Annotated in this window: 21 protein-coding genes; 12 read left to right on the top strand and 9 right to left on the bottom strand. The window is 61.6% G+C overall.

Features of this window, described 5'->3' with window-relative positions; genetic code table 11:
• From C7450_RS11220 to C7450_RS11185, 8 genes are all read left to right on the top strand, one after another.
• Complete coding sequence (locus C7450_RS11220) at nt 1-1,182, top strand: CaiB/BaiF CoA transferase family protein (RefSeq protein WP_110374534.1); 1,182 nt, start codon at nt 1-3, stop codon at nt 1,180-1,182.
• The gene (locus C7450_RS11215; RefSeq protein ID WP_110374533.1) at nt 1,179-1,697 is read left to right on the top strand and encodes a MaoC family dehydratase; all 519 of its coding nucleotides are present in this window, start codon (nt 1,179-1,181) and stop codon (nt 1,695-1,697) included. Before C7450_RS11220 ends, C7450_RS11215 begins: the two co-directional genes overlap by 4 nt.
• 894 nt (nt 1,698-2,591) lie before the next feature.
• Nucleotides 2,592-3,791, top strand: coding sequence for an acyl-CoA dehydrogenase family protein (locus C7450_RS11210; RefSeq protein ID WP_146227328.1), 1,200 nt, complete (start codon nt 2,592-2,594; stop codon nt 3,789-3,791).
• On the top strand, nt 3,788-4,819 hold the full coding sequence (locus C7450_RS11205) for a DegT/DnrJ/EryC1/StrS family aminotransferase (RefSeq protein WP_210206424.1): 1,032 nt from the start codon (nt 3,788-3,790) through the stop codon (nt 4,817-4,819). The genes C7450_RS11210 and C7450_RS11205 overlap by 4 nt, the downstream gene beginning before the upstream one ends.
• Nucleotides 4,820-5,036: 217 nt before the next feature.
• Entirely contained in the window at nt 5,037-6,080 is a 1,044-nt protein-coding gene (locus tag C7450_RS11200) for a radical SAM protein (RefSeq protein ID WP_146227327.1), read from the top strand.
• 19 nt (nt 6,081-6,099) lie between these two features.
• A complete protein-coding gene (locus C7450_RS11195; RefSeq protein WP_110374530.1) occupies nt 6,100-7,227 on the top strand; it encodes an anhydro-N-acetylmuramic acid kinase in 1,128 nt (375 codons plus the stop codon).
• Nucleotides 7,228-7,288: 61 nt separating this feature from the next.
• Nucleotides 7,289-7,732, top strand: a complete 444-nt coding sequence (locus tag C7450_RS11190; RefSeq protein ID WP_170147203.1) for a SufE family protein — start codon at nt 7,289-7,291, stop codon at nt 7,730-7,732.
• Complete coding sequence (locus C7450_RS11185) at nt 7,729-8,535, top strand: HesA/MoeB/ThiF family protein (RefSeq protein ID WP_110374528.1); 807 nt, start codon at nt 7,729-7,731, stop codon at nt 8,533-8,535. Before C7450_RS11190 ends, C7450_RS11185 begins: the two co-directional genes overlap by 4 nt.
• Here the strand turns inward: C7450_RS11185 and C7450_RS11180 are convergent.
• A complete protein-coding gene (locus tag C7450_RS11180) occupies nt 8,522-8,773 on the bottom strand; it encodes a MoaD/ThiS family protein (RefSeq protein ID WP_110374527.1) in 252 nt (83 codons plus the stop codon). The two genes, C7450_RS11185 and C7450_RS11180, sit on opposite strands and share 14 nt — an antisense overlap.
• A gap of 36 nt (nt 8,774-8,809) precedes the next feature.
• On the opposite strand from C7450_RS11180, the gene C7450_RS11175 reads away from it, so the two are divergent.
• The gene (locus C7450_RS11175; RefSeq protein ID WP_110374526.1) at nt 8,810-10,027 is read left to right on the top strand and encodes a CaiB/BaiF CoA transferase family protein; all 1,218 of its coding nucleotides are present in this window, start codon (nt 8,810-8,812) and stop codon (nt 10,025-10,027) included.
• Nucleotides 9,939-11,054 (top strand): apurinic/apyrimidinic endonuclease family protein, encoded by a 1,116-nt coding sequence (locus C7450_RS11170; protein WP_146227326.1) that lies wholly within the window; start codon nt 9,939-9,941, stop codon nt 11,052-11,054. Before C7450_RS11175 ends, C7450_RS11170 begins: the two co-directional genes overlap by 89 nt.
• On the opposite strand, the gene C7450_RS11165 is transcribed toward C7450_RS11170, so the two are convergent.
• The 5 genes from C7450_RS11165 to C7450_RS11145 all read right to left on the bottom strand — a co-directional run bounded on the left by C7450_RS11165 (nt 11,055) and on the right by C7450_RS11145 (nt 16,206).
• Complete coding sequence (locus C7450_RS11165) at nt 11,055-12,251, bottom strand: HesA/MoeB/ThiF family protein (RefSeq protein WP_170147202.1); 1,197 nt, start codon at nt 12,249-12,251, stop codon at nt 11,055-11,057. It lies immediately after the preceding gene.
• A gap of 289 nt (nt 12,252-12,540) precedes the next feature.
• A complete protein-coding gene (locus tag C7450_RS11160; RefSeq protein ID WP_110374523.1) occupies nt 12,541-12,777 on the bottom strand; it encodes a hypothetical protein in 237 nt (78 codons plus the stop codon).
• Nucleotides 12,778-12,788: 11 nt separating this feature from the next.
• Nucleotides 12,789-13,670, bottom strand: a complete 882-nt coding sequence (locus C7450_RS11155) for an ABC transporter permease (protein WP_110374522.1) — start codon at nt 13,668-13,670, stop codon at nt 12,789-12,791.
• Nucleotides 13,667-14,620 carry an ABC transporter permease gene (locus C7450_RS11150; RefSeq protein ID WP_170147201.1) on the bottom strand — a complete coding sequence of 318 codons (954 nt, stop codon included), beginning with the start codon at nt 14,618-14,620 and terminating at the stop codon, nt 13,667-13,669. Before C7450_RS11150 ends, C7450_RS11155 begins: the two co-directional genes overlap by 4 nt.
• A gap of 152 nt (nt 14,621-14,772) precedes the next feature.
• Nucleotides 14,773-16,206: an ABC transporter substrate-binding protein gene (locus tag C7450_RS11145; RefSeq protein ID WP_245449618.1), complete on the bottom strand. Its 1,434-nt coding sequence runs from the start codon at nt 16,204-16,206 to the stop codon at nt 14,773-14,775.
• Between the two features lie 276 nt (nt 16,207-16,482).
• Between C7450_RS11145 and C7450_RS11140 the strand changes: the two genes are divergently transcribed.
• Nucleotides 16,483-17,466 carry an ABC transporter ATP-binding protein gene (locus C7450_RS11140; protein WP_245449616.1) on the top strand — a complete coding sequence of 328 codons (984 nt, stop codon included), beginning with the start codon at nt 16,483-16,485 and terminating at the stop codon, nt 17,464-17,466.
• Nucleotides 17,463-18,434, top strand: coding sequence for an ABC transporter ATP-binding protein (locus C7450_RS11135; protein ID WP_110374520.1), 972 nt, complete (start codon nt 17,463-17,465; stop codon nt 18,432-18,434). The genes C7450_RS11140 and C7450_RS11135 overlap by 4 nt, the downstream gene beginning before the upstream one ends.
• A gap of 118 nt (nt 18,435-18,552) precedes the next feature.
• On the opposite strand, the gene nagA is transcribed toward C7450_RS11135, so the two are convergent.
• The 3 genes from nagA to C7450_RS11120 are packed head-to-tail and all read right to left on the bottom strand — an operon-like array spanning nt 18,553 to nt 21,574.
• A complete protein-coding gene (gene nagA, locus C7450_RS11130) occupies nt 18,553-19,716 on the bottom strand; it encodes an N-acetylglucosamine-6-phosphate deacetylase (protein ID WP_110374519.1) in 1,164 nt (387 codons plus the stop codon).
• Nucleotides 19,713-20,786, bottom strand: a complete 1,074-nt coding sequence (locus tag C7450_RS11125) for an SIS domain-containing protein (RefSeq protein WP_245449614.1) — start codon at nt 20,784-20,786, stop codon at nt 19,713-19,715. The genes nagA and C7450_RS11125 overlap by 4 nt, the downstream gene beginning before the upstream one ends.
• Complete coding sequence (locus C7450_RS11120) at nt 20,786-21,574, bottom strand: GntR family transcriptional regulator (RefSeq protein ID WP_110374518.1); 789 nt, start codon at nt 21,572-21,574, stop codon at nt 20,786-20,788. Before C7450_RS11120 ends, C7450_RS11125 begins: the two co-directional genes overlap by 1 nt.
• Nucleotides 21,575-21,596: the final 22 nt, after the last annotated feature.

The raw sequence follows: 21,596 nt of genomic DNA, 5'->3' as shown, positions 1-21,596 counted from the left end.
ATGACGAATGCCATCACGCGTCCGCTCGAAGGCCTCATCGTTCTCGACCTGAGCCAGTTTCTGTCCGGCCCGAGTGCCGCACTCAGGCTCGCCGACATGGGCGCCACCGTGATCAAGGTGGAGCGCCCCGGTGCCGGCGACCTCTGCCGCCAGCTCTATATTTCCAACCTCGAGCTCGATGGCGACAGCACGCTGTTCCACACCATCAACCGCAACAAGCGCAGCTACGCCGCCGATCTCAAGAACCCGGCCGATCTCGCCAAATTGTGGAAACTCATCGAACGCGCCGACGTCCTGATCCAGAACTTCAGGCCCGGCGTGATCGACCGGCTCGGCCTCGGCTATGACGCCGTCGCCAAGGTCAACCCGCGCATCGTCTATGGCAGCGTGACCGGCTACGGTCCGGACGGCCCCTGGGCGGACCTGCCCGGCCAGGATCTCCTCGCCCAGAGCCGGTCCGGCTTCGTCTGGCTCAACGGCGATGCCGGCGACGGGCCGGTGCCCTGCGGGCTCGCCATCGCCGATATCCTCTGCGGCGCGCATCTCGTCCAGGGACTGCTCGCCTGCCTCGTCCGGCGCGGCGTGACGGGACAGGGCGGCCATGTGGAGGTGAGCCTGCTGGAATCGATGCTCGATTTCCAGTTCGAGGTGTTGAGCACCTATCTGAACGACGGCGGCAAGCAGCCCGAGCGCAGCGCCGTCAACAACGCCCACGCCTATCTCGGCGCGCCCTACGGCCTCTACGAGACGCGCGACGGCCATATCGCCATCGCCATGGGGTCCGTGGTCAGGCTCGGCGAACTCCTCGGCTGCGTGCCGTTGCAGGCCTTCGCCGATCCGAAGTCCTGGTTCGACAGCCGCGACACGATCAAGGCGATCCTCGCCGAGCATCTCAAGACCAATACGACGCAATACTGGCTCGACCAGCTGGTACCTGCCGATTACTGGTGCGCGCCGGTGATGACCTGGGGCGAACTCCTGGAGACGGACGCCTTCAAGCGGCTCGACTTCCTCCAGGAGGTCACGCGCTCGAGCGGCGCCAGGCTCACCACCACGCGCTGCCCCATCACCATCGACGGCGACCGGATGCGCTCGGGGCGCGGCGCGCCGAAGATCGGCGAGCACACCCACGAGATCGAGCGCGAATTCGGCCTGATCCTCAAGGAGGGAGTTGGCCCATGAGCAAGAACCCCAATCCCGATCCCGCCACCCATGCCGACATCCCCGTCTGGAACATGGAGACATGGCTCTGGGAGGATCTCCAGGTCGGCGAGCGCAAGCGCTCCATCCGCCGCACCATCTCCGAGGGCGAGGCCATGCTGTTCAACAGCCTCGTGCTCGACATGCATCCCTATGTCGGCGACGAGATCTTCGCCAGGAACGAGGGTGTCTTCGGCCGGCGGCTCGTCTCGGGCGCGCAGGTGTTCTCCTACGGGTTGGGGCTCTTCGCCCACAACAACACCCAGAGCTTCAGCTACGGCTACGACAAGCTCAGGTTCGTGAAGCCGGTCTTCATCGGCGACACCATCTACGGTATCCGCACCTGGATCAGGAAGGAGCCGAAATATCCCGACATGGGGCTCGTCGTCTGCTCCTACGAGATCTTCAAGAACGAGGGCGAGCTGGTGCTCTATGCCGAGCACCTGCAGACCGTCAAATACCGCGATGCGGCCAAGGCGCGCGCCGGCGTGACGTAAGCGCCGGAATCGGGCCGGACGGACCGACCATACGCGCTTGAAGCGGCGAGCCGCGCTGGCTTGCCGGGGTGGCGCCCCGGCGGTGATACGCGACATAGGACGGACTGATCGGCCAGATCGGGATCGCCCAGCCATGGCAACAAGGGAACGCCCAGACGAGGGCAATGGCTAGGCGTCCAGCCGGCTCCCTGACATTGCCAGGCCGGCACGGCGGAATGGCCTTTGCGCCGCGCGCGACGCGGTCGGCGATTCCGTACCCGCGCGTGCAACCGGTGCAGACTGTGAGGTGCATGCCGGGCAGGCCAAGTCGCCGAGGTCCGGGATGTCAAACACGAATGCTAGACTCGGTTTGCATCCAGCGACCGTTATCGCACCGTTGCACCATAGGGCCGCGTAGCCACAATCGATTTCGCGACCGCGCTGCGGAACATCGGGCTGCCGAAATAAGCCAGAAGGCGGCCCGTCAAAAGCAGCGAACTGGATGCGAAGAATGCCGACAAGACTTCTTTCGCATGCCGATCATTTGCTCTTTTTTTAGCACGTATAGTTCGTCAGATTTAACGGATACGGCATCTATCCGGAATCGATGATGACAAATACATAAATCCTGGCATCTTCCATCTTGCCATCCTGATCCAGAACATGCCGTCGCCAGGGCTTCGGGATCGCCTGTGGCGGAAAATCCATCCGTGGCGTCGCCATAACCTTCAAGGTCTCCCGCAACCCTATGCGGATGCCGCGGCGAAAATCCCGCCCGATGACGGTATTCTATTCCGCTCGGCCGTACGGGCCCGCAACATGATGAATGCCACAACGGTTGCATTCGCCGCACCAAGCGTTATAATACCACATTAGTACCATTATTTTTTACAGTTTTTTGCTGGGGGTGTACCCTTGTCCGCCAAAGCGCAGGTGCTCCGCGATTGTTCAAAGGCCGATCCGGGGACCTTGCTGGCTGCGGCCGCGGAAATGCGGGACAGGCTTCGGCAACGGCAGGCAGATGACAGCCGGGACTGCCGGCTGAGTTCGGACACGATCGCAGAGTTCCGTGCCGCGGGATTTTTCAAGATCCTTCAGCCGTCCTCGTTCGGCGGCCTGGAACTTCTGCCGTCAACACTCTTCAATCTGGAAATCGCGCTTGCGGAAGTCGACATGTCGGCGGCCTGGGTGGTGACGAATATGGGCCTGGCGGCATTTCATGCGGCGCTGTTTGATCCGCGTGTCCAACAGGAAATCTGGGGATCTGATCCTGACGCGGTTCTCGCCTTTGCCAACATGCCCGGCGGCAAGCTGATCGACGCCGGGAGCGAAACCTACGAACTTTCGGGGCAATGGCGGTTCTCGAGCGGCGTGGATCATGCGGACTGGGTTCTGCTCGGCGCGCTGGTCCACGGAGATGGCCCGCCGGTCGCGGGCGCATGCCTGCTTGCGCGGGAAGACATCGAGATCGTACCGGATTGGGACGTTGTCGGACTGCGCGGGACAGGCAGCCACGGGATCCGGGCCAGCGCGGTGCGGATCCCGCATGATCGTTTCCTGCCTCACGCCGACCGCTTTTATCGCCGCGGCCCAGGCCTTCGCGTCAATACCGGCCCGCTCTATCGCCTCCCGCTGCCGCAACTTCTGTTCCGCTCGATCTCATCGGCATCGATCGGGGGGCTTGCCGGCATGATGGCGGCATTTCTCGACGCCAATCGGGAGCGGACATCGATGATGGCGCAGAAAATTGCCGCAGATCCGCATGTTCAGGCAGTTTGCGCAACGATCGACGCCGATCTCCAAGCCTTCCGGCAGGTCATGGAACAGGATCTTGACGCCATGTACCGCCGCGGCTGTCCGGGCGATGCGGACGACCTGGCGGGGCGCCGCAGGTCACGGCTCAACGCCACGCGGATTCCGGATGCATGTTTCATGCATGCGGCAAATCTCTATCGCGCGGCCGGCGCAAGTCCACTCTACCGCGAAAACCCGATCCTGCACTTCTTCAACGATCTACTTGCCGCGCGGCAGCATGCGGCCAACCAGTTCGAAGTCCACGCGCGCAATGACGGCGCCATGCTTTTCGGCGAGCAACGGGAGGACATGCTGCTTTGACGAATTCCAACGACGGCCAGCCCGATGCAGCATCCGCGCATCCAGCGCCCCTGCCCTTCACCGTTACTTTCGATCCCCGGGACGAGGCGGAGGTGCTGGCGCGATGGCAAGGCGTGTTGCGCTCCCAACGCTGGAGCGACGGTGAGCAGACCCGGGAGTTCGAAAGCCTCTGGGCACACATGTGCGGGCGCGAAGCGGTGGCGTTCGACAATTGGGCGGGCGGTGCGCTGGCCGCGTTCGATTTCATCGGCGTGGAGGGCGCGACGGTGCTCTCACCGTCCAATACATTTCTGGCCACGCCGCGCAGCGCCCAAAAATCCGGCGCCCATGTGATCTTCTACGACTGCAATCGCGAAGACCTTTGCGGCGCGGCTGGCGATTTCATCGCCAAGGCCGAACAGCACCGGCCCAAGGCCGCGTGGATCGTCCATGTCGGCGGTCACATCGCTTTCGATATCGAGCACATTGCTGCCTACTGCCGCGAGAAAGGCATCTGGTTGATTGAAGATTGCGCCCATGCCCATGGCGCGCACTGGAACGGCCGGCGAGCGGGCAGCTTCGGCGATGCCGGGATCTATTCCTTCTATCCGACCAAGACAATCTCCACAGGCGAAGGTGGAATGCTGGTGACAGCCAATCCCGATCTCGCACGCCACGCCCGGTCCTACCGCGATTACGGCCGTGGCTCTCACTACCGGATCAAGGGCCTCAACCACCGGATCCATGAGTTCACGGCAGCCCTCGGCGTGGTTCAAACGAAACGGCTCGACGAGATCGTCGCCTGGAAAAGCGCATATGCGCACCGCGTCCTCGACCCGCGTTACGCAAATCGTGTCCACCTGCCGGACGGCATGGTCAGCGGGTACTACAAATATATCGTCTTCGAACCGCTCGAACGGTCCACAGGAAAGGTTTACGAAGATCCCTGCCACGAGATCATGAAATCCGGTGACATCCTGCCCAACACGGAATGGATCGCGAAAAACCACTGGTGCGTTCCCCTCTATTATCCGCGCGAGGGCTGCTAGTGGTTCTGCTCCGACATTTGCATCCGCCTTATACAGGCCTCGGAGCAAATGTCGGAGTCAAGAGAACCACTAGCAAGTTATTGGTTCTAGTGGAGCTTTTGAATTTGACATTTGATCTGGAGCTTGATGTCAGGCGGGACTCAAATGTCAAATTCGCTCCACTAGGTGGACTTTATCTGGTTTTATTCAGGTATTGCAGTGGACAGCATTTTGTGATGTGATCCTTGCTGCGCAGACAGCATGCATTCACAGATCCGGACGTAACGCGATACGTGGAGGTCACATGACTGTTCAAATGCTTCGCACAGGAAACGCCTCTGTCAAAGGCTCACCGGTCTGGCTGTGGCTTGACCCGACGACGCGCTGCAATCTTGCATGCAGGCTTTGCTATACCAAGGCGAGCCACGGCAAGGACGACATGCAGCCCGAAGATCTTCGCACCATGTTGACGGACCTCGATCGCAGCACATCAGTGTCTGTGCAGAGCATCCATCTCAACTGGCGCGGCGAACCCTTGATGAATCCCCGTTTCAACGAATTGCTGCAGGTTACGGCCGATGTCATGCCGCAGGCCAAGCTGCAATGGCACACGAACGGCACCATGCTGACGGATAAGCGAATCCGTGAAATTCTCGCCGTAAAATTTCCGCACAAGATTTTTGTTTCGCTCGACGGCGGCAACCGGTTCTCCCACGACCTCAACCGTGGCGAGGGTAATTTCGAGAAAGCGCTGCTGGGGCTGGAGAGGCTGCTCGATCAGGCGCAGGAGCGGCCGGACCTCACGATCGGCGTCTACCAGATCGACCTCGGCGAGCCGCTCGAGGAGTACGACCCACGCTTCCTCAAGTTGCTTCAGCGTGTGGGCCATTACGAAAAGGTCAAGCCGCTCCTGCCTGGCGGCGCGGAACAGGCCATTGCCGACGTGGACGATCTGCAAAGCCAGGGTACGCTCGACAAAATGCTTTCCGAAGAGGTTTTGCCGTACCTGCCTGTCCCGCAACTCCCCTGTTTCTGGGCCGGGCACGTCTTCTGCGTTGCGCCGACGGGGGATGTCTCCATTTGCGTGATCAGCCACGGCGCCTCCGGCGTGGTCGGCAATCTGCTTCACGATGGCGTCGACCGGGTCCTGGCCGGCGCACTTGCCTTCCGATGTCGTCTTGCCGATCACGGCCGCAGCGCCATCAGCCATTGTGCCACCTGCCGCAAGCCGGCCGGCCGCATTTTTCCGCAGCATTTGAAGCCGGCACGGGTTGCCGCGTGACGCAGAAGGAGCATTCGCAATGAAGCCAGGCTGGGCAATCGGATTGATGACCGGAACTGTTCTCGACGGCTTTATCGACATAGCGATGATACGCACCGATGGCGAAGGCATCGACGCTTTCGGCCCATCGGAGCTTGCTCCCTACCCGACCGATATACGCGCGCTGCTCGAGAAAACCTTCGAAGCAGCGCTTGAATGGCGCTTTAGCGGACCGGAGCCGGCGATTTTCCGGGAGGCGGAGGTGGCGCTGACAGAAGCGCAATCCAACGCAGTCAACATCTTCCTGGACAAGCACGGCTACAAGGCATCCGACATTGCAACCATCGGCTTCCATGGCCAGACGGTGCTGCACATCGCACCGGCGGGCGGCAAGCGCGGCTATACGCGCCAGCTCGGCGACGGCGAAATGATGTCGCGGATCATCGGCACGGATGTGGTCTACGATTTCCGCTCCGCCGACATGGACGCAGGCGGTCACGGCGCGCCGCTTTCGGCGATCTACCACAAAGCCATGCTGAGGAAGATCCATGCCGATGGCGATACCGCCATCCTCAATCTCGGCGGCGTTGCCAATATCACCTGGTGCGATGGCGATGAAATGGTGGCATTCGATACCGGTCCGGCCAATGCTCCGGTCAATGACTGGATCAAGATGCATACCGGCGCCGACATGGATATGGATGGCGCGATCGGCGCAAGCGGCACTGTCGACGAAGCGAGGCTCCGCGAGCTCCTCAAGCACCCGTTCCTGAGCATGGCCTATCCGAAATCGCTCGACCGGTTCGACTTCCTCGCCTCTATGGCAGAGGGATTGAACCTTGCCGATGGCGCAGCAACGCTCACGGCCTTTACCGCAGGTTCGGTCGGAAAAGCGCTCGATATCCTGCCGCGGCGGCCCAAGCGCATCATCGTCTGTGGGGGCGGGCGCAAGAATCCCAACATGATGAAGGAATTGGGCAAGCGCACCGGTGCGGAAATCCTGCCGGCCGAAAGCGTCGGGCTTCGCGGCGATGCGGTCGAGGCGGAATGCTTCGCTTATCTTGCCATGCGCTCAATCTGCGGACTGCCGTTCAGCTACCCGTTGACCACGGGGGTTGCCACGCCGCAGACAGGCGGCCGGCTGGCGAAGGCGGCGATGGCCGCATGACGCGCCAAATTGCCGAGACGCGATGCCGGGGCCGAACGGAGACCATGATCGAACAGAGGCCATGAGCACGATTCCTGAATATCTGGATGCGCTGAAAGCACGATTTCCCTCCGGTGGCGACTGGGGCGAGAAACTCGCGGCCGTCCTGGCGATGGAAGCCGAGCTGCCGATGATGCCCATGGAAGAAAAAACCCCAGACACACGCTTTCACGGTTGCCAATCGCAGATCTGGCTGGTCGTCGGACGCGACCCTGAGACCGGGCGCTTTGTGATGAAAGTGGATTCCGACGCCCGAATCATGCGCGGGCTGCTGGCAATAGCGCATGGCTATTATCATGACCGGATGCCGGAAGAGATTGCCGCCCACCCGCCGATTCTGCTTCGCGATGCCGGCCTGCTCGATGCGCTCGCCCCAAGCCGGGCAAATGGCTTTTACCGACTACTGCTGCATATTCATGGGCTGGGCAGTGAAATGGCCGCGCGGGCCAAGGATCAAGTGGCATGAGCACCTCCCTCACTCCCGGTGAACGGCAGCATTATATCCGGCAGATGATCGTGCCCGGTTGGGGGGAGAGCGGGCAGGAGCGCCTGAAGGCGGCGCGGGTGCTGGTGATCGGCGCCGGCGGTCTCGGGGCGCCGGTGCTGATGTACCTGGCCGCAGCAGGCGTTGGTACGATCGGCGTAGCCGATGGCGATTTCGTCGAAATCTCCAACCTGCACCGGCAGGTCATTCACGGTGCCGACAGTCTCAACAGACCGAAAGTGGCGAGTGCGGCCACGCGATTGCGGCAGTCCAATCCCCATATCGAAATCGTCGAGCACATGTTTCCGGTCAACCGCGACAATGCGGCGGAGCTGATCGGCCAGTACGATCTTGTCGCAGACTGCACCGACAATTTCCCCACGCGCGATGCGGTGGCGGACGCCTGCCGGAGGGCCCGTGTGCCGCTTGTCAGCGGTGCGGCTCAGATCACGGACGGAACCGTCACCACCTTCATGCCGTATCGTGGCGCGGATCATCCTTGCTTCCGCTGTCTTTATCCCAAGCCGCTCGACGCCTCGGTCACGCCCACCTGCGCCGAGATCGGCGTGGTCGGCCCTGTGCTCGCCGTGATCGGCGGACTGCAGGCGATGGAGGCGATCAAGGAAATCCTGTCGCTTGGCGACAGCCTGTCCGGGCGCATTCTGGTCTATGACGCGCTCTCGGCAAAGATCAGTGAATTCGCGCTCGACAAGCGCTCCGGATGTGTCTGCAACGCAATGGAGAACGAAGCACCGCAGGCGGAACCCGCGTTCAGCCGCCCGTGACCGGCGGGTAGATTTCGATCGCGTCCGCGGACGAAATCACATGCTCAGGAGTGACGTAGCGGTGATCGACGACATAACGCAACGCTTCGGGAAGCGCGAAGATCGAAGCCGCGGACAGATGCCTCTTCCCAAGAAATGAGGACAGATCACTTATGGTTATCACGTCTTCTGGAAGGACTATATCCTCATGATCACTTCCGATTGCCGTCTTAAGCCATGAATGAAATGTAATCTTCATGATAACACCTTCTCTCGTTGGCAGGATTATAAATAAATGAGCGAAAAACTCAACAAGAATGCGAAACCTGCGGCGCTTTCCGGGATCAGGGTTCTCGATCTTTCCCGCTATATTTCCGGTCCTTTTTGCGGCCAGATCCTGGGAGACTTGGGCGCCGATGTGGTCAAGGTCGAGCGCGTCGACGGCGGTGAAGAGGGCCGCAGGGTCGGTGAGATGATCAATGGGGAAACGCTCTTCTTCCTCGGCGCAAACCGCAACAAGCGCAGCCTGACCGTGGACTTCCGCCACCCCGAGGGGCAGGTGCTGCTCAAGCGGCTGGCGGCAAAGGCCGATATCCTGATCGAGAATTTCCGCCCCGGGACACTTGAGAAAATGGGCCTCGGCTATGACGAGATCAGCGCGGTCAATCCGGGCCTGATCGTCGTTCGGATCACGGGTTTCGGGCAGGAAGGGCCGATGGCGTCGCATCCCTGTTTCGATGGCGCCGCGCAGGCGCACAGCGGATTGATGACGTTGACGGGCCAACCGGACGGCCCGCCGACCATGGCCGGCGTCTTCGTGGCGGATTACTCCACGGCGCTTTACGGCACCATAGCCGCGCTGGCTGCCCTGCAATCACGCCAAGCGACCGGCAGGGGCCAGGTGGTCGAGGCAACCTTGATGGACAGCGCCATGTCGATGCTGACGACGGCCATCGGCGAATCGATACTGCTCGGCGTCGAGCAGACCCGGCTCGGCAATCGCGACCGCTATCTCGCGCCGTCGCACTGTTTCGAGAGCCGCGATGGCCGCTGGATCTATGTTGTGGCCGGCAACAACCAGCACTTCGACAAATTTGTCGCCGTCATGGGCATGGCCCAACTGGCGAGCGATCCTCGCTTCTCAAATCCGATCGTGCGCAACCGTAATGTCGCCGAACTCGAAGCTATCATCAACGAATGGGGCTTGAAGCACGACGGCGCGGAAATTCTCGATCTTCTGCACGAGGCTGAAATTCCCTGCGAGCCCGTCTCCACCATCGCCGACGTGATCGCCAATCCGCAAGTCGTCCATCGCCGCCAGGTGGTTGATATTCCGCATCCGCGTGAGGGTACCGTTCCGGTTCCCGCGCCCGCAATGAAAATGTCTGCAACGCCACCCTGCGTGCACCGAGGGCCGCCCAGCCTTGGCGCCCATACCGGCGAAGTGTTGGCCGAGTGGCTCGGCATGGAAAAAGCCAGCATCGACGAGACGCTTCGCGCCGGGTATGTCTGATCCGCACCAAGGGTGCCCTGCCATGGTTCAATTCGCACTCAAGGGTGCCGCCGTCGCCTATCCGCAGCTTGAGCACCGTGCGCAGGTGCTCTCCGACGCCGGACTGCCGGTTCGCCTCGAATTGCATACATTCGGCAAGCAGGATCTCTACAGCGCGGGTGGCCGGGCCACCTGTCTCGAAAATCTCCGGCGGCTCGAGGATGCTTTCGGTCCTGCCGATCTGACCGTCCACATCCCGTTCCAGGATGTCGAGATCGTGACATCATCCGATTTCGATGCCGGACAGGTTTCGCTTACCCTTGCGTTTGCAAAGGAATGCGGCGCCTCGCGCATCGTCATGCATCGCTATTGGGGCATGGTTTATGGTCCCGCACCGGCGCGCTCGAACCGCGCCGAGGCCGCGGCCGGTTTCAATGCGACCGTCGCCGAGCTTGCGCGCGAAGCGCCGGACATCTTGCTGCTGGTCGAGAATATGGGCCATTACTTCCTGGCATCGCGGCGCTCCGGCGATTATCTCGCCGGGCCGATCGATCACTTCTTTCCCTGGGAAGTTTCCGATTTCCGGAAATTTCTGGCATCGCAAAACATCGCCAATGTCTTTCCTTTCATCGATGTGGCGCACGCGACCCTGTCATCGAATCTGTTTAATTATGCCCGGAGCAACGTGAATGCAGTGCGGGATGATCCGCGTTTCAGTGGCATCACTGCGGATGATCTGGAACAGGCGGAACAGTTGCATCCGTTCGATTTTGTAGATGCCGCGATGCCCTGGCTCCATCTCAGCGACAGCATCTTTTTCGATGAACCGGCCTCGCGAGGCGATCTCCCACGTGATGCGCTGACAACCGAAGGGCTGGAAATCGGAACGGGCACCCTGCCCTTTTCCAAACTGCCTGAACGGATTTCCGGCGGCCAGGTGAACACGGTCCTCTGCGTGGAGGTGGAGCCCGCTTCCGGAGAAACCTACGTCGGGAACGGCGCACAACAACGCTCCCTGGACCGGTTGCGCACGATGTTTTCCCGGTGATCACACGATGCGCCGCGCGGGCTTCCAGTGGTTCGGGACAGCAAAGGGCGCCAGTTCGCCGCCGAGGTCGCCGAGCCCGCGGCTTTGGCGGCACTTGCAGTCCGGATCGTGTTTCTGCGGTCGGTTGGTAACGTCCAGGCAATCGGCGATCAGGTTCATCTGCATGCGCTCGAACGGCGGATCGAAACGGCCGGTGAGCCAGCCGATGGCATAGCCTGCGGCCAATGTGCCGCTGACAGTCGTGATGTAGCCGACCGTGTCGATCTGCGGAATTTCATGGGCCTCGCGCGGCACGGCACCTTCATCCGCGCGCCCGCGGATCGCCCTCCGCTCCTCGTCCGACATCAATTCCTGCGCGACGCGGACCGGATCGATCATGCCGCGGCAGACCGGGCACGGATCGTCGGGCCGGAAAACGACCAATTGGATGATCTGTCCGGTCACGCGCCCGTCCGCGCCCTCGATCAAGCCACCGCAATCGATCGCGGGCACGAGATAGCGGCGCGCCATGTCGGCCACGGCCAGGCGGCTCGTATGCTGGTCGGTGCAGCCAACAAGGACATCGGCGCGCAGGACTTCGGCCACGATGTCCGCCTGCGGCAGGCGGCCCTCATAGGCGATGACCTCGATATCCGGATCGATCGCGCGCACGTGATCGCGCGCCAGTTCTGCTTTCAACGTCCTGGCTTCGACGTGCCAGGGGAAACTCGCATGGGTGCGTTCAAGGTTGGAGGGCGTGATGTGATCGGAGTCGACGATAACGATGCGCCCGACGCCGGCGCGCGCCAGCATCGGGATCGTTATGGAACCCGTGCCGCCAGCGCCGATCACCACGGCCGTTGACCGCCGAAGCCGTTGCCATGCCTCAATGCCGAAGGAACTCGTGAAACGTGCCACCCTTTCAGGCGGCAGATCATAGGCAACGGGTGGCCTGCCGCCCGACCAGCTGAGCACGCCCGGCATGCCCTCGAGGAAGACGTGATCGACGTCACGCCAAACTCCCTCGACCCATGCCCGTGCAGCGATTTCAAAATGTCCGCCGATAGCCGGCCCGACGCCCAACCGCAGCACCGGATCTCGTGGCCGTGGCTCCGTTTCGCCGCTGCGCCATTCAGCCATGGCCGCGGCAAAGCTGCCAGCCTCGCCGGAAAGAACCGTTACAGTCCCGACAATGCGATTGTCGGCACCGGCATCCATGACGCTGCCACGACAAACAAAGACCGTGCGGCCGCGTGCTCTCCCCACTCCGAAAGCAAGTGCTAGATCCGTGAAAGCAGCGCCTTCAGTCTGATCCATCAAGGTTCGGATCCTGGCGACTTCCGGTCGCGCCAGACGAATCGAGATCCATTCGGGAGGCATGTCGGATGCCATGGCAAATCCTTCTCCGGTCGATCAGCTTAACATTCGCTGCCCCGCGCGCTCTGCTCTGCCGGTCTGGCGGGCGATCTGTCCTGACCGATGGGTCTCATCCGCCGGGATCGCGCCATTAGCCGCCCATGACGAAGTGCCGGGTCACGAGAAAATGCATGCCCGCCTCGATGGCGATCTGCGCGTCGGAGGAAACCGCTTCATAGGCGTTACGCGCCGTTTCCCGCTCGACGATGGCATTTTGCGCCGGTATCCCGACAAGTCCGGCGATCTCAGCGGCGGTCATCTGCGAAGTAACACCGCACGACCCGTCGAAACGCCTGCGGTTGACGGTGATTTCAATCTTGTTCTGCATTCGGCCCTCCCTCACTTGAGCCGCGGATCGAGGTCGTCACGCAGCGCATCGCCAAACAGATTGAGCGCGAAAGCCACGATCAGAATGGCAAGGCCCGCAAAAACCGCAGCCCACGGGGCCAAGAAGAGGAAATTGCGCCCTTCTGAGAGCATCATCCCAAGCGACGGCAATGGCGGCTGGGTGCCGAGGCCGAGAAACGACAGCGACGCCTCGACGAGAATCGCCGTCGACAGCAGCAGACTGACCTGGACCAGGATCACGCTCGCCAGATTGGGCAGGATGTGAAAGGCGATGATGCGCAGGTCCGAAGCCCCGATGGCGCGCGCGCTCAGCACATAGTCACTTGCAGCGACCACCAGCGCGGGCGCCCGCAGAAGCCGGGCGAAGATAGGCGTATAGACGATGGCGATGGCCGCTCCCGTGGGGAAACGGCCCGGCCCCAGCAGCGCGATAACGCCGATGGCGAGCAGCATGACGGGGAATGCGAAGAGAATATCCATCAGCCGCATGATGATGCGATCCGTCCAACCCTTGTAGTAGGCTGCGGCAAGACCGAGAATGCCGCCCGCAAGCAGGGCCACGAAAACCGCACCGGCTGAAATGGACAGCGAAGAACGCAGCCCGTAGATGATGCGAGACAGGATATCGCGGCCGAGCCAGTCGGTGCCGAGCCAATGAGCCGTTGACGGCCCCTTCAGGCGCTGAAGAATATCCTGCTGCAGCGGATCGTAGGGGGCCACGAACGGTGCGGCGATCGCGACGAAGCCGATGACGACGATCATGGCCAGCGATATGTTGTAGAGCGAGGGCCGGAGCCAGCGGGACCGGGCGCCGGCCGAAGGGTCGAACCCACCTTTGCGGACGGCATCGGTGCGGATGTCTGCCGCGCTCATTCCGAAATCCTCGGATCGATCAGTGTATAGATCACGTCGACCACGAAATTGACCAGCACGAATGCTGCCGTGGCCAGCAGAATGGTTGCCTGCAAGAGTGGGTAATTGCGCTCAGCGATCGCCCCGAGAATCAGCCGGCCCAACCCCGGAATGGCGAAAACCTGTTCAATGACGATGGCCCCGCCCAGAAGATAACCCGCCTGGATGCCAACGCTGGTGACAAAGGAAATAATGGCGTTCCGGAGTGCATGGCGATAGAGAATCCGCCTCGCCGATACGCCCTTGGCGCGGGCCGTGCGAATGTAGTCCTGCTGCAGCGCCTCCAACAGGGTCGAGCGCAACAGCCGCGCAAGGTTGGCGGTGATCGGCAGGCTCAGGGCGAAGGCCGGCAGGATCATCCGCTGGATGTTTCCGAGCGGGTCTTTCGAGAACGGGACATAGCCCAGCATCTGCAGTTTCGGCATGATGGCGGAGAAAACGAGAATCATCACGATGCCGAGCCAGAATGGCGGCACAGTAAGCCCGACCACGGAGCCCGCCTGCACATACGGCTCGCCGCGCGCCCCGCGCATGCGCGCCATCAGGATGCCGAGCGGAATGGCGAGCACGATCGCCGAGAACATCGCCATTAACATCAGTTGCAATGTGGGCCAGACATGGGCGCCGATCTCGTCGATCACGGGACGGCCGGTCCAGATCGAGACGCCGAAATCGCCGTGAAGTACTTTCCACAGCCAGGCGAAGTACTGCTCATGGACCGGCAGATCGAGACCAAGCCGGCTTCGGAGCGCAGCAAGGCGATCAGGCGTCACTTCTGCATTCGCTCCAAGCATGATGGCGACGGCATCGCCGGGAATCATGCGAATAAAGCCAAACACCAAAACGGACACGCCGACAATAATGACGCACAGATCGATCAGTCGACCGCGTAGCCGTTTGAGAATTTGCATGGGCGACACTGCTGATGTCCTATGTCGATTCAGTCCGGGCGATACGCGTGTCGGCGTTCTGCCAACCGTCCCCTGTCAATACTGGCGGCGGATCCGGCAAGTCCCTGGTCCCGCCGCCGGTCATCGGACTGTTGCGCATCTGAATTGGTTATTCACTGCGATGTGGAACGGAGCGTGCGCAGCGAGCGATTGGGATTGATCTTGTAGCCTTTCACCTTCTCGTTCATGGCGGTGTAAATCTTTCCGTAGGTCAGAAATGATGCGGGGCCGTCGCAAGCCAGGATCGACTGCACGTCGGTGTAGATTTTCTTTCGGCTTTCGACGTCGGTTTCTTCTCGTCCTTTATCCAGCAAGGCATCAAGCTTCTTATTGGAGTATTTGAAAACGTTAGTTGATCCGCCGGTCCGAAAAGTGCGGTAGAAATAGTCATCCGGCTCAATCGTGCCCGCATTCAACGAGACGAAGAGATCGAAATCGGAATTCTTCCAGTTCTGGACGAACTGGCCGATTTCCGGAATGTCGAGCGTCAGATTGATCCCAATCGCAGCGAGTTCCTGTTGTAGGATTTGGGCGATGGCCTTGGTGGAATCACGAGGCAGCACCAGAAGACGTGCATTGACCGGCGTGGCGATCCCCGACTCGGCCATCAACGCCTTGGCCTTCGCCACATCAGGCTTGAAACACGCGAAATCGCCGACGGGCGTCGCGAAATTGGTCAGTGCCGGCGACAGCGGCCCGCCGGGGACGCCTGCACCGAAGAGGGCAGCGGCGACGATATCACCGCGGTTGACGGCGTAGTTGATGGCTTCACGCACCTTGGGATTGTCGAAGGGCGGGCGCGTGACGTTCATGCCGATCAGCGAATAGGCCAGCTCAAGGGCTTCTTCCATCTTAACGCCGGGCTGGCCCTGCAATTGCTGCGCGGTGACGCCATCGATATTCGGCAGCATCTGGTACTGGCCGCTGGTCAACCCGACATGGCGGGTGGTGGCCTCCGGCACGATGTTGAAATTCACACCATCGAGCTTGGGCAGGCCCTTCTGCCAGTAATCCGTGTTTGGCGCCAGCTTGATGGCGACATCCGGCTGCCACTCAATCATCTTGAACGGTCCGGTGCCATCGGGCTTGCGCTGCAAGGTCTCGGTGTCATTCTCATATTTCGCAGGCACGATCGCGATCGTGGTCAGCGAGGACAGAAGCGGCGCGGACGGCGCCGACAGATGGATGACGACGGTCTTGTCATCCGGCGTGTCGATTCTTTCAACTGCGGCCAGGCGGCTGGCGAGCGGCGAACCCGTTTTCTTGGCCAACACACGATTGAGGCTCGAGGCCACGTCCTTGGACGTCATCATCGCGCCGCCGTGGAATTTCACGCCGTCCTGCAGCGTGAACGTATAGGTCTTCTTGTCGTCGGAAATGTCCCATTTCGACGCCAGGCCAGGAACGATGTTGAGATCGCCATCAAGAGCCGCGAGCCCTTCATAGATGGTACCATCGATAATCTGGAACGACGTGAAGGCGGTAACAATATGCGGATCAAGCCCGGATGGCGACTGCTCCACGGCGACTTCGAGAGGCGCGGCCACCACAACAGGCATCGCGGCAATGAAGCCGCCAAGGGCGACGCTGCATGCCAAGGCGTATTTGCTTAAGATGTTCATCACTTCCCGCCCTCTCATACGTTTTATCGAAACGCAGATTTTGTCAGTTCGGCGGCGATTTTTGCCCGCCTCCCCCGAACTAGTCCACCTGAATACCATTTATGAAGAAAAGGGTATTGTCAATGTTACCAATACAGGACAAATTGCCTGCGCACACCGTCCTTCAAACGGCCCCGGCGCCTGCAACCAGAGAAGTTCCCGTTGAACCTAGCCGCAAACCCGGAACTTGAAAATCAACCGCTGCTGCGCATCGAAAACCTGCGGCTCGAATCGGCATCCGCCGCTTTGGTTGAGGACATCAGCCTCGAAGTTGCGCGCGGCGAAATGGTCGGTCTTCTCGGGGAATCCGGTTGCGGCAAGACGATCACCGCGCTGTCCGTGCTGGGGCTCTTGCCCGCACACGCCGTCAGGCGGACGAACGGGCGGATCCTGTTCGAGGGCCAGGATATTTCCGGCCTCGATGAGAAGGCGCTCAATCTGGTGCGCGGAAATCGCATCTCGATGATTTTCCAGGAGCCGATGACATCGCTCAATCCGATCATGACGATCGGTTCCCAGATCGGCGAAGCGCTGGAAGTGCATCGCAATCTGTCCCGCTCCGAACGCATGAGGGAGATTGCCCGTGTTCTCGATCTCGTCGGCCTGCCATCTTCGCCGGAGCAACTGCGCAAATATCCGTTCGAGCTTTCCGGCGGCCAGCGGCAGCGGGTGATGATCGCCATGGCGCTCGCTTGTGAACCGGCATTGCTGATGGCGGATGAACCGACCACGGCCCTCGATGTGACCATCCAGGCGCAGATTCTCGAACTGATCGGCGCCATGCGCAAACGCTTCGGCATGGCGTGCATTCTCGTGACCCACGACCTCGGCGTGGTAGCGGAGACATGTGACCGCGCGGTCGTCATGTATGCCGGGAGGATCGCTGAGCAGGGGTCGGTGGACACGCTGTTTTCCGAGCCTATCCATCGCTATACCGAGGCCCTCATCGGAACCATTCCCGCGGCAAACGAGCCCGGCACCGAGCTTCCGGCGATAACCGGGACAGTGCCGCCACCCGGCGAGCGGCCCGCCGGCTGCGCATTCGCCGGACGATGTGCGCATGCGCTCGAACGATGCGCCGACAATCCGCCGCCCGCCGTCCGCCGTGGCGAACATGTCGGCTATTGCTGGAATCCGGCCACATGACGCCGCTTCTCTCGGTTCGGGATCTGGTCAAGCATTATCCGACGGCAGACGGCGGCAGGCTGTTGGCGCTCGACGGCATATCCTTCGATCTCGCGGAAGGCGAAATCCTCGGCATCGTCGGAGAATCCGGATGCGGCAAGAGCACGCTCGGGCGCTCGATCATGCGGCTCGATACCCCGACAGGCGGCGAGATCTGGTATGGTGGCAAGGATCTCGCTAAAATCTCGGGGCGCGACCTCAAGCAGTCGCGCGCCGAAATCCAGATGATTTTTCAGGATCCGTTCGGTTCGCTCAATCCGCGCCACAGCGTGGCCACCATCATCGGCGAGCCGCTGGCCGTCCACGGACGACCGGATCGTGCGGAACGAGTCCGCCAACTCCTCGATCTCGTCGGTCTCCCGCAGTCCGCGGCGAAGCGCCTGCCGCATCAGTTCTCTGGGGGACAAAGGCAGCGCATCGCGATCGCCCGGGCACTGGCCATCAATCCCAGAATCATCGTGGCCGACGAGGCGGTCTCCGCGCTCGACGTTTCGATCCAGTCGCAGATCATCAATCTGCTCGCCGAATTGAGGCGCGAATTCGGCCTATCGATCATCTTCATCAGCCATGACCTCTCCGTGGTCCGCCATATCAGCGATCGCATCGCCGTCATGTATTTCGGGCGCATCGTCGAACAGGGCCCTGCGGGAAGGGTCTTCGAAAATCCGAAACATCCCTATACCCGTGCCCTCCTCTCGGCCGTTCCGGGAATTCCCGGAAAAACCAACGGCGCGAATGGCAAGCGCGAGCGGATCGTTCTAACAGGCGACGTGCCCAACATCGCCAGACGTCCCGGCGGATGCCTGTTCCACCCGCGATGCTTTGAAATGCGCGAACGCTGCAGAACCGACAGCCCGGAATTACGGTTGATTGACGGCGACGCCACCACCGCGCGTCTTTGCGCCTGCCATTATGCGGAGCCCGCCTGATACGACCGTGCGATGAGCGCCACTCGTCGCACGGTGGTCAAGCCCGCGCGGCGCTTGAGCGTCGCCAACGCGCGGATGCGTCAGCATCTTCGCGCTTTTGGATGAATCGCCCGCTCCCTTAGAGACGGGCCTTCTCCGGGAATTCCTGCCTATTGCCGCCGAGCCAGACCGATTTCAGGTCGAGCGCTTCCGACAGAACCAGGAGATCGGCGCGGGCGCCCGTACGCAAATGGCCGCAATCGGCAAGGCCGAGCATCTTTGCAGGATTTCGCGACGCCATTTGCAGGGCGGCGGCCAGATCGGCGCCACACTTGGACACCGCAAATCGAACCGCCGCGATCATATCGAGATCAGAGCCGGCCAATGTGCCGTCGGTAATGGTCAGGCGTCCGTTGACACGCCGGACAGTGCGCCCATTGAGCGTGAACGCATCGCCGGCAAATCCGACCGAGGGCATGGCGTCGGTCACGAGCGTCAGCCGCTCGGTCGGAACGGCTGCGAAAATCATCCGCAGCATGGAAGCATGCAGATGATGTCCGTCCGCGATCAGGCCACACCAGACGTCGGGATTCTCCATTGCCGCGCCGACAAGACCCGGATCGCGGTGATGCAGGGGCGCCATGGCATTGAACAAATGGGTGACGGCGCTGGCGCCGGCGCGAAAGCATTTTTGCGCCGTGGCGTAATCAGCGCGGGTATGGCCGATGCTGACCAGAACGCCAGCCTCAGCAAGGGCAGATATATCATCCAGTGATGCACTTTCCGGCGCGACGGTTGCGACAACGCGGCCGAGCCCGCGACGGGTCATTCGCTCGAAATCGCGCCTCTCCAAAGGGCGAATGAATGACGGATCGTGCACGCCGCGCTTCTCGACCGAGAGATGCGGCCCCTCAAAATGGATGCCGGAAACGCCGGGCACGCCGGCCGCGATGGCCTGAGCGACCGCGTCGGCGGCGGCATTGGTCACCTCCGGGGCGTCGGTAATCACCGTTGGCAGACATGCGGTCGTACCGTATGCGAGATGCGCGCGCGCAATGGCTGCAACGCCCTCGCGCGTCGGCGTTTCGTTGAAAAGCACCCCGCCACCGCCATTGACCTGCCAATCGACGAATCCGGGGCAGATCAGATCGCCTTCCGCCTCATGGCGCGCGATGCCCGCCGGCAGATCCGCCGCCGCCACCAGGCCCTCGATACGCCCCTGCCGCATGATGATAGCGGCATTGCGATGAAAATGATCTCCATCGAAGATCCTCTTCGCCAAAATCGCGCGGGACGCCGTCATACGGTCTCCGTCACTTTTCTCAAAAGCGGCGGCGCATCCGGATCAAGTCCGAGAGTGGCCGCTCGTTTCTCTGCAAAGACGTAAAAGGAAACGATCTGGCAGATCGGGTCGAGCCATGGTGCGGGCGCTGGCACGCAAGGCAGATAGCTGACACGCGGCACGACGACCGGCGTCGCATTCGCCGGATCGGCGACATGCACATCGATTCCCGCCTCAGCCATGCGGACAATGGCGTCACAGGTTCCGGCGCGGGTTTCATCACGCCCGAGATAAACCAGCGCCGTCAGGCCGGATGCAGCGAGTTGGATCGGCCCATGCAGGACTTCCGCCGAACTGTAGCTTTCAGCATGAAGCTGACAGGTCTCCTTGAATTTGAGCGCCGTCTCCTGGGCAATGGCGAAGGCGGGGCCGCGCCCGATTGCAAAGACCGAACGCCCTTCCCCAAGTGTATCGTCGAGCGTGTCGTCAAGCGCGCTCCAGTCACAGTCGAGCGCGCGTTCGAGGCAATCAGGCAGATCGGCGAGCCCGGAAAGAAGAGCCCGATCGTCGGCCCATTCCGCCACGATGGCCGCAATCGCGGTGAGCGAGCAGGCGAAGGATTTCGTGGCCGCGACGGCCTTTTCTTCGCCCGAACCAACAGGCAGCACAATATCGGCGCCGCCCGCGAGCGGTGACGGTATGGTGTTGACCAAGGCCAGATTGAGCGCTCCTGCCCGGCCGGCCATGGTCTGATAGGTAACGAGATCCGGACTCTGGCCGGATTGCGAGATGGCAAAACAAGCCGCTCCGCCGAGTTTGAGCCGGCGCTGGTAGACCGAGGCGAGCGACGGACCGGCAGAGGCGACAGCCGTACCCGTCGCCATTTCAACGAGATATTTGAGATAGGTCGCGGCATTGTCGGATGAACCGCGCGCAAGTGTCACCAGATAGTCCGGCGCGCGCTGGCGGAGCTCCGCACCAGCCTTGCGGTAGGTTTCGCCCTGCCTGACAAGCTGATTGCGCACCAATTGGGGGATATTCCGGGTTTCCCGGCGCATGAGGGTCGGCGTATAGCCTGGCGTGCCGGCCATCACGGCTCCCGTCCCCTTGCAGGCAAGGTCAGCTCGGCGACGAAATCGTAGCGGTCGCCACGATAATAGGAGCGCGTGAATTCAATGGTCCGTCCGCTTTTAATGCGTGACACGCGCTCGATATACAGGGCCGGGACGCCCGCATCGGTGCAAAGCAATTCAGCTTCGAAAGGCGGTAGGCTGCAGGCATGCATCCGCTGCAGCGCCTTTTCCGGCAGCATATCGGCTTTGGCCAGCGCTTCGTAGAGCGAATCCCCCATATGCTCGACGCTCGGAAACAGGCTCGCCGGCACCACCGCCATCTCGACGGCGAGCGGCACGCCGTCGGCCAGCCTGAGACGGTGGAGCCGCAACACCTTTTCGCCCGGCGAGAGGCCAAGCATCATCGTCTCCGTCGATGACGGCACCGCGATAACCCGCTCGATCCAGCGAACCGAGGGAACGTGCCCGAGCGAGACCATGTCCTCGCTGAAACCAGTCAGGACGCCCAAGGATTGCTCGATGCGCTCGACATTGTCATTGACATAGGTGCCCGATCCGTGGCGCTGCTGCAGCAATTCTTCCTGAACCAGGAGTTCGAGCGCCTTGCGAATCGTCACGCGTGACAGGTTCGTGGCCGATACCATCGTACGTTCCGATGGGAGCGCGTCACCAGCCTTCCAGCTCCCATCCAGGATGAGACTTCGGATGCGGTTGGCGAGCTGAATATAGCGCGGCGTGGGATTGGTCTCGTCGATCGCCTCGCTACCAAAAAGCAGCGCAGACTCGCCGGCCATATTGTCCGTCATCTCGTCTTTCCTCGATTGAATC

Source organism: Chelatococcus asaccharovorans, assembly GCF_003201475.1.
Taxonomy (GTDB): domain Bacteria; phylum Pseudomonadota; class Alphaproteobacteria; order Rhizobiales; family Beijerinckiaceae; genus Chelatococcus; species Chelatococcus asaccharovorans.
This window is presented reverse-complemented; position numbering and strand designations above follow the sequence as displayed.

Excerpts from the sequence above, each read along its gene's own strand:
- C7450_RS11220 (WP_110374534.1), top strand. The coding sequence starts at position 1 with ATGACGAATGCCATCACGCGTCCGCTCGAAGGCCTCATCGTTCTCGAC.
- C7450_RS11215 (WP_110374533.1), top strand. The coding sequence starts at position 1,179 with ATGAGCAAGAACCCCAATCCCGATCCCGCCACCCATGCCGACATCCCC.
- C7450_RS11195 (WP_110374530.1), top strand. The coding sequence starts at position 6,100 with ATGAAGCCAGGCTGGGCAATCGGATTGATGACCGGAACTGTTCTCGAC.
- C7450_RS11190 (WP_170147203.1), top strand. The coding sequence starts at position 7,289 with ATGAGCACGATTCCTGAATATCTGGATGCGCTGAAAGCACGATTTCCC.
- C7450_RS11185 (WP_110374528.1), top strand. The coding sequence starts at position 7,729 with ATGAGCACCTCCCTCACTCCCGGTGAACGGCAGCATTATATCCGGCAG.
- C7450_RS11180 (WP_110374527.1), bottom strand. The coding sequence starts at position 8,773 with ATGAAGATTACATTTCATTCATGGCTTAAGACGGCAATCGGAAGTGAT.
- C7450_RS11175 (WP_110374526.1), top strand. The coding sequence starts at position 8,810 with ATGAGCGAAAAACTCAACAAGAATGCGAAACCTGCGGCGCTTTCCGGG.
- C7450_RS11165 (WP_170147202.1), bottom strand. The coding sequence starts at position 12,251 with ATGGATGCCGGTGCCGACAATCGCATTGTCGGGACTGTAACGGTTCTT.
- C7450_RS11160 (WP_110374523.1), bottom strand. The coding sequence starts at position 12,777 with ATGCAGAACAAGATTGAAATCACCGTCAACCGCAGGCGTTTCGACGGG.
- C7450_RS11155 (WP_110374522.1), bottom strand. The coding sequence starts at position 13,670 with ATGAGCGCGGCAGACATCCGCACCGATGCCGTCCGCAAAGGTGGGTTC.
- C7450_RS11150 (WP_170147201.1), bottom strand. The coding sequence starts at position 14,620 with ATGCAAATTCTCAAACGGCTACGCGGTCGACTGATCGATCTGTGCGTC.
- C7450_RS11135 (WP_110374520.1), top strand. The coding sequence starts at position 17,463 with ATGACGCCGCTTCTCTCGGTTCGGGATCTGGTCAAGCATTATCCGACG.
- nagA (WP_110374519.1), bottom strand. The coding sequence starts at position 19,716 with ATGACGGCGTCCCGCGCGATTTTGGCGAAGAGGATCTTCGATGGAGAT.
- C7450_RS11125 (WP_245449614.1), bottom strand. The coding sequence starts at position 20,786 with ATGGCCGGCACGCCAGGCTATACGCCGACCCTCATGCGCCGGGAAACC.
- C7450_RS11120 (WP_110374518.1), bottom strand. The coding sequence starts at position 21,574 with ATGACGGACAATATGGCCGGCGAGTCTGCGCTGCTTTTTGGTAGCGAG.